The sequence below is a fragment of the Gluconacetobacter sacchari genome (genome assembly GCF_014174255.1).
Taxonomy (GTDB): domain Bacteria; phylum Pseudomonadota; class Alphaproteobacteria; order Acetobacterales; family Acetobacteraceae; genus Gluconacetobacter; species Gluconacetobacter sacchari.
In genome coordinates, this window is the sequence record NZ_JABEQJ010000038.1 from 36,072 (window position 1) to 43,375 (window position 7,304).

Annotated in this window: 5 protein-coding genes; 4 read left to right on the forward strand and 1 reads right to left on the reverse strand. The window is 53.1% G+C overall.

Going from position 1 to position 7,304, the window contains the following annotated elements; translation table 11 throughout:
- Positions 1 to 100: 100 nt before the first annotated feature.
- Positions 101 to 1,309 (forward strand): ATP-grasp domain-containing protein, encoded by a 1,209-nt coding sequence (locus tag HLH48_RS20145; RefSeq protein WP_182999263.1) that lies wholly within the window; start codon positions 101 to 103, stop codon positions 1,307 to 1,309.
- 591 nt (positions 1,310 to 1,900) lie between these two features.
- Positions 1,901 to 3,223, forward strand: coding sequence for a diaminopimelate decarboxylase (gene lysA / locus HLH48_RS20150; protein ID WP_182999264.1), 1,323 nt, complete (start codon positions 1,901 to 1,903; stop codon positions 3,221 to 3,223).
- 636 nt (positions 3,224 to 3,859) lie between these two features.
- Here lysA and HLH48_RS20155 read toward each other — a convergent pair.
- Complete coding sequence (locus HLH48_RS20155; protein ID WP_182999265.1) at positions 3,860 to 4,156, reverse strand: hypothetical protein; 297 nt, start codon at positions 4,154 to 4,156, stop codon at positions 3,860 to 3,862.
- 602 nt (positions 4,157 to 4,758) lie between these two features.
- Between HLH48_RS20155 and HLH48_RS20160 the strand changes: the two genes are divergently transcribed.
- Both HLH48_RS20160 and HLH48_RS20165 read left to right on the forward strand, forming a co-directional pair.
- Positions 4,759 to 6,294 (forward strand): efflux transporter outer membrane subunit, encoded by a 1,536-nt coding sequence (locus HLH48_RS20160; RefSeq protein WP_182999266.1) that lies wholly within the window; start codon positions 4,759 to 4,761, stop codon positions 6,292 to 6,294.
- Positions 6,291 to 7,217, forward strand: coding sequence for an efflux RND transporter periplasmic adaptor subunit (locus tag HLH48_RS20165; RefSeq protein ID WP_182999267.1), 927 nt, complete (start codon positions 6,291 to 6,293; stop codon positions 7,215 to 7,217). The genes HLH48_RS20160 and HLH48_RS20165 overlap by 4 nt, the downstream gene beginning before the upstream one ends.
- The last annotated feature ends 87 nt before the right edge of the window (positions 7,218 to 7,304 follow it).

Sequence of the window (7,304 nt, forward strand, 5' to 3'; positions counted from 1 at the left end):
TCATTCAATCGTCGGAACATCTCTTTACTAGGGTTCACTCGCTGCATGTGCGAGCCCTTCGCTTGCTGGATCAGGGATTCGATAATAAGGAAGTTACATTGTGACTGAGCGAAATGCCGATTCCAACACCATTGTGATTTTTGGTGGACGTGGCCACCTGCTTGAGCGCGCGGCAGGGCTAGGCTTGAAGACCATTCTCGTAGAGGAGCCCTCGGAGATGCAATCCGAATGGTTTGGTCTTGCATCTAAAACATTGCTGCTACCCTATAAACGGTCCGACGATTATATCGGTTGTCTGGCGGCTCTCCATGAGCGAGACCCCCTTCTCGCGATGATTTCCGTGAACGAAATCGGCCTTTCGGCCGCTGCTGCTGCGTCTGAAGCGCTGGATCTGCCACACCTCTCGATGGAAGGCATTAGATGCATAAGGGATAAGCACCTTTTTCGGCAAGCATTGCAGGGCGACCTGGGGGTCCGCGCTGCTGCAGTGTCTAACCCCGATGACGTTGTCGAGTTCGGCGAACAAAACGGCTGGCCTCTAGTGCTGAAGCCCCGGCAGGGTACCGGAAGCACAGGCGTAAGAAGAATTGCCAGCAGTGAAGATTGCGTTCAATTGGAACTAGCGGACGAATCAGGATATTTAGTGGAAGAATTTTTGTTTGGTCGAGAACTATCTGTCGAATCATTTAGCTTTGGTGGGCGACACTTAATCGTTGCGATAAATGAAGAGACGAATGGAGGGGGGAGTATACAGAACGAGTTTCTGGAAATTGCACATCAACTTCCGGCGTGTCTAACCGAGCGTGAAGTATCTGCGGTTCATGATGTCGTAATAAAGATGCTTGATAAGGTGAATATATCTGACGGTGCGTCGCACACGGAAGTTATACTTACGCACGGAGGGCCTCGAATTGTAGAAACCCACGCTCGCATCGGTGGAGACCATATAACAGATATGATCTATGCGCTGTCAGGCTTGGACCTCGTGCGTCTCTCTGTTGGGTGGGCCGCGAAAAAAATAGCACCGCTTGAGGTCCCTCCGCAGATGCACGGTGGCGCCGCAATTCGATACTTTACTGCGGCTCCTGGGAAAGTGGTATCTGTTGGGATGTCCGCTCCCTGGCGTTATTATCCAGGGGTGATTGACCTGCAACTCACGGCGACTCCTGGCAGCGTAGTTGGTCCGACTGCGAAGTCTAGTGACAGGCTAGGTTATGTCATGGCTGTGGGACAGAACTCATCCGTCGCAGCGGAGACATGCAAACGTGTTGTCGAGGCCATAGAAATCAAAACTATTCCTCTATCTTAATGGCTCAGTGTGCTAATTGTTTCTGGCGATCGTCTTGAGCGCTGGCGGGTTGACGTGATGCGCGTGGTTGACATGCCAATCTGGTGCCGGATGGCCCTTCAATGGAACCATCCGACTTGAGCCGCCCGACTATGAGCGCGTCCGTCTCTCGCCGGACGGTTGTGGCAATGTCCTTGCATGACATATTGCCTCCTTTAGCGGGAGTTTTTGCTACTGGAGCCGGGCACTCTGGAAATTCCGGCCAAATGGATCCGAAGAGGGGCGCGCGTCACATGCTCTCGACATTTTCGATGGCTCGGCCGGATGAAGAAAGTTTGTCTAATCAGTTCGGATCGGCAAAATTGTCAGTATCGAGTTAAAGTGCTATAAGGCGCTGTCACGTTGCGTGACAATCTGACGACACCGCACTGGAGACGAACTACAATAAAACGATTTGACTAGAGCAACTCCTGTCCGGCAAGGCGGTATGGAAGATAATTGGCCACTCGGCGCCAATTGCGGAGTAGGGACGACGGTGGTGCCGTGCACGGTTTCCACTCGATTGGTAAAGCACTTAAGAAACCGTCCGTAGGACGCCCGAATGGACATGATATGGAAGCCTTTAATTATCATCAGGGTGAATTATACTGCGAAGAATGTCGTGTTGATGACATTTTGAAGGAAGTTGGGTCTCCTGTATTCATCTATTCAAAAAAATCATATGTGGAGCGTCTGGCCGCAATTCGTGAAGCGTTCGACGTGGTCGACCCGCTGATTTGCTTTTCAGTAAAGAGCTGCCCGAATCTCCATTTGCTTCGTGTTCTACATGAGCAGGGGGCTGGTATGGACGTCGTCAGTGGTGGTGAGTTGTATCGTGCTCTTAGTGCTGGTTCACCGGCGTCAAATATCGTATTTGCTGGTGTTGGCAAGTCACGGCTCGAACTCGAGATGGCAATTGAAGCCAAGCCTTTTTTGATTAACGTTGAGTCCGAACAGGAATTAGAACGGCTATACGAGATTTGTCTGGCACGTGAAGAGAGTATTTCTGTAGGAATTCGTGTGAACCTCGATGTTGCGGATCCTAATACTCCGGAAAAGACGGCGACTGGTGGCCGGACTAGTAAATTTGGCGTTCCGCTCTTCGGGGTGGTTGAGCTTTTTAAGAAATATCGCGATAGAAAATTTATAAATTTAACTGCATTACATGTTCACCTTGGCTCACCGATTACGTCGGCATTGCCTTATCTTCAAGCTATAGGTAAGCTCGACTCTCTTGTCGGTGAGATCCGATCCCAGGGGTGTTCGATACAAGTATTGGATATTGGAGGCGGGTTCCCAACGGAGCCAGATTCCTCGGCAAATCGCAAGAATTTGGCTGTCCTGGCTAAGGAAATCTGTAGTCGGATCAAGCCATTAACAGAGTCCGGAATTAGAATCGTTATTGAACCAGGGCGATCCGTGAGTGCAGATAGCGGCATTCTGGTTAGCCGGGTAGAGTATATCAAGCAAGGATGGGATAAAAAGATCATTGTTCTCGATGCGGGAATGAATGTGCTGATTAGACCAACGCTCTATGGATCCAAGCATTTTATTTGGCCATCAATTTTTCAAGACTTTTCAGGTCCGTGGACTGAGGTTGCGAAGTTAAATGGCGATACCAATAGTGAGCAACCTGATCCAGTCGATATTGTTGGTCCGATCTGTGAGTCCGGAGACTTTCTCGCGCTCAATTACCGGTGCGAGTTGCCACCTGAAGGCGGCTATATGGCCGTATTTTCGTCAGGTGCTTATGGGATGTCGATGGCTAGCCAATATAACTCGCGCCCCAGACCGGCGGAAGTACTCGTAGACGGGGGTACGTTTAAAGTGATCCGCCGCCGGGAGGCGTATGAAGACCTTGTGAAACATGAAATCGACGACACCGATATACCATGAAACGAACTACATAGGTCCGAGAGACTTGTCCTCGAATCTACATTATGACGCGTCCTAGGTTTGCTTTTGTGAAGCAGTCGTCCAAAGAGAGCGCGGCATCGCAAACATGCCTTCGGCCGCGCTGCATTGGGTGAGAGGCGGAGAGGTCTCCTGGGCTAAAGGCTTTGTTCACTGCGTCTGGGATTTCACGCGGGGCATTTCGGAGATGTACGAGGATTCAATGGTCCGGGCTCGAGGGGGCGAGTGTCTAGATGATCCGTTCGCCGTGATTGTTACGTTAGGGGCGTAGTCTTGGCGAAAGGATTCGGGATTGCGAGGTGGCATCCGCGCTGAGCCGATTGCCTTCTTCGCCAGTTCCATCGGCGTCGAAGGCGGTTAATGAACCTACACCACGGTGCGAGTGGTCCTTGGCAAAAAGCATCGTGAGCGGTAGGCGGATTATTCCGTCAGGTTTGACGTTTCTGACGTAAGTGCCGGTTGACGGTCGAATTTCGGCTGGGGGGCCGCAAGCTCGTTACGGGCCGCAGGTAGATGGCACATCCGTCGACGCGGTCGGAGGTTGCGATCCCAGAAGCGAGAGTGTGAGTCAATGGTGCAAGAGAGTTTGCGATAAGTGCTGCAATCAGGAGGGTGGCATCACGATTCGCTGGGGAAGGTCGCGGGGAAGAGCGGCTGAATGTTCGTCGTTTTCGGCAAGCAGCGGAAATGGAAAGCGATGGCTCGACCACGGTGTTGCGGCAGCTTCCGTTGCGTCTGCATATGGATAATATCTAGAGAATCTTTAATTTTTTGGCGTGAATCGTTGAGGACCGATGGGGCATGGTCGCGTTGTGTGGGATGATGGCACGTTTGTGGATTGCGGTCGTGCTCCTGCCTGTCGGGAATTTGTCGGTCAATAATGCAGAGAGTGCCGAAACACGCGTCAGCGATCATCCATCTGTCGTCATCTCCTCTCGTTTGCTAACGACCATAGTGTTCAATGAGTGCGGCTCGCATGTAACCCCTGATGCTTTCGAGGCACCCTCCCATGCCAACGAGATTGTGGGGCGCCAAACAGGTGCCCGCGCACAACAGACCAAAAGCGAGCTCTAATGAGCGAATCGCAAGAGAGATGCTGGCGATCAAGGCACACATTTATTCGCGAAGATCTTGAAACACGGCGGAATGGTTCGAGCTACGCCTACATGTGGGGTGCGTTGTAGGCGCCTTGCGATGTGCCACGAGGCTGGGCGGGCGATTGAAGGGATATCGTGTGCCCGAAGTTGACGATTTCCGCGGAAGTGCATGAAGCGGGTTCTGGAGACCGCTGATTGCGCCGCGACCTATTTAGGGGTCTTACAACCTGAAAGTTGGAGTTCACCGGTGATTCGATATTGGGAGTCGCCTGATCGGCGGATTTCATTGAAACCCGAGGTGTCGATATTTTTTATTCTGGAGAAGCCTCAAGTTGCTGGTTCCGTTGGCTATGTGCGGCGCTCGGTTCCGTACACGGGAGACTGCGGCCGATATGCACGGGTGCGGAAGGATTGTGAACGTTGATTGGTGCGACGCGGGGTAGCGAAGGCCGGCAACGCTTTATGAAAGCGTTATTATTTCAAATTGCAGTTTTGATGTATGGAGGGCTCGATGGGTGCGCGGTCGGTCCTACTTACCGGCCTTCCAATCAACCAATTCCAGATAGTTTTGGCATATCGCGTGATTTTACCCCTTCAAGCACCAAGAACGCTCAGATACTCTTTGCGGGCAAAGATCTACCCGGTGAATGGTGGAGGTGCTTTGAAAATTCCGCTTTAAGTGGGCTTGTGGATCGAGGCCTCGCACACAGTCCAACGCTTATCGCTGCACGCGATACGCTCCTCGCTGCACAGGAAAGCGTTCTAGCTCAATATGCTGGCCTTCTGCCTGGTATCGACGGTCAGGCAAGGGGGATTCAGCAAAAATATCCCTATGCAGAGAGCGGGATTCCTAATTCGAACGGAACTTGGACGTATTACGATCTTCATCTTGCGTTCAGCTACAATATTGACCTCTGGGGCGGGGTCAGGCGTGGCATAGAGCGTGAGACTGCGGTCCGGGATGCAGTAGAGGCACGGCTACAGGCCGCTTATGTTGTTTTGACGGGGAATATCGTTGCTACGGTAATTAACACTGCCATGCTCGCGCGTGAGTTGGCGGAGCAGAAACGTTTGGTCAGCCTCGAAACGGAATATCTTAGAACTATCGAGGCGCAATACGCGGTGGGAGCCGCATCGGAGACTGATCTGGCTCTTCAACATGCGCAGCTCGCGGAACAGTCTGCGCTTGTGCCAAGGTTCAGGGTCCGATTTCTTAATGCTCGACATGCATTAGCTGATCTTGTCGGCGGGTTACCGGATGACAAGGCAATGCCGGCTATTGACCTGGACGATCTCACACTGCCTGCAGTGCTGCCACTTGGTGTCCCTTCAAGAGTCCTAGAGCATAGGCCAGATATTCGGGAGGCCGCAGCAGAGCTGCATGCGGCGACGGCTGCGGTAGGCATTGCGGAGGCGGCACGCCTACCGTCCCTGGTAGTTTCCGGTGCCTGGGGAGACATTGCGGCGCGAGTTGCACAATTTGCCGTCCCGGGAAATGGCATGGCGGTATTGGCTGGTCAGATTACGCAGCCAATCTTTCAGGGCGGACGGCTGCTGCACGGTCAGCGTCAAGCGGAAGCAAACCTTTTGGCTGGCGCCGAGCACTGGCGTGCCGTCGTGTACTCCGCATTCCACAACGTAGCGGACGTCCTGACTCAGATTGCCGCAGATAAAGATGTATTTGATGCGGAGGTCGAAGCAGAGCGAGCTGCGTCTCAGGCGATGTTTCTGGCACAAAAGCAGTACAGTTTGGGGGGAAGCTCTTACATTGCGGTTCTTATCGCGGAAATGGCCTATCAGCGAGCCTTGATCGAACTGATCGAGGCCCGAGCAGCAAGGCTATCCGATAGTGCCGCGTTATTCGTTAGTCTCGGTGGTGGGTGGTGGAGCCGCCCCGAGGATCACGCTCTTATGCCTGAGCGAGTTTTGCCATTTAACAGGGGGATTCTCCAATGACGAGCCGAATCCTCGCGATCTGCGGCCTTACTATCTTTCTGTTCGCCGTAATCATCTTTGGCGTCCCCACGTGGCGTGCTGCTGGCCCGCTCGTTCAAGATACCCCTATAACAGTTACGGCGACGGTTGCACGGCTGGTGTCATGGCGCCCGCATCTGCATTTCGTCGGAACATTACGCGCACATTGGGGTACGGCGCTTTCTTTTCAGACGGAGGGCCTCGTTTCACAGATCGGTTTTCATTCTGGGCAGCGTGTGGAAGCTGGCACAATCCTCGCGCAACTGCAGCTTAACGACGAAACTGCGCTTTTCGCAAAGTATGCAGCACAGGCTGACCTCGACCTAATCAACTTGAAGCGTGACACGGCTCAGCTTATGGCGCATGCTGTAAGTAGAGCACTTGTTGATCATGACCGTCTTACATTGGCTGCCGACCGAGCTCAACGCGACGCGGAACAAGCCCTTATTGCCACGAAGACCCTAAGAGCGCCATTTTCTGGTCGCCTTGGCATTCGGCGTATAGATCCTGGGCAATATCTCACAGCCGGGTCCGAAGTCGTCACTCTGCAATCTATCGATCCGATCTACGTCGATTTCTTCGTCCCGCAACGCTATGCGGAACGTATTCATACCGGCGCGGATGTTGCTGTGTCGTTGGATTCCTCACCGGAGGATCTGGTCCGAGCGCACGTAACTGCGACGACACCTGCGCTCGATATTGCCAGTCGCACCTTGATGGTCCGCGCTGCAATGTCAAATCCCGACGAACGCCTCTTGCCTGGAGCGTTTGCGAATGTGGATCTCGCATATGCCGAGCCTATACCGCTCGTTGTGATTCCTCAAGCAGCGGTCCTCTATCATCCTTACGGTAAGCACCCGGCGAGTGACGCCTTGCTGAATTTTTCTGGTCTGGGTCAGCTATGAGGCATGAGCGACACAAGAGATCAGAATGGTACACTACCTGCGAGCCTCGCAGGTAGTGTTGCAGACAGGCTCCAAAGGAGCGGTGGA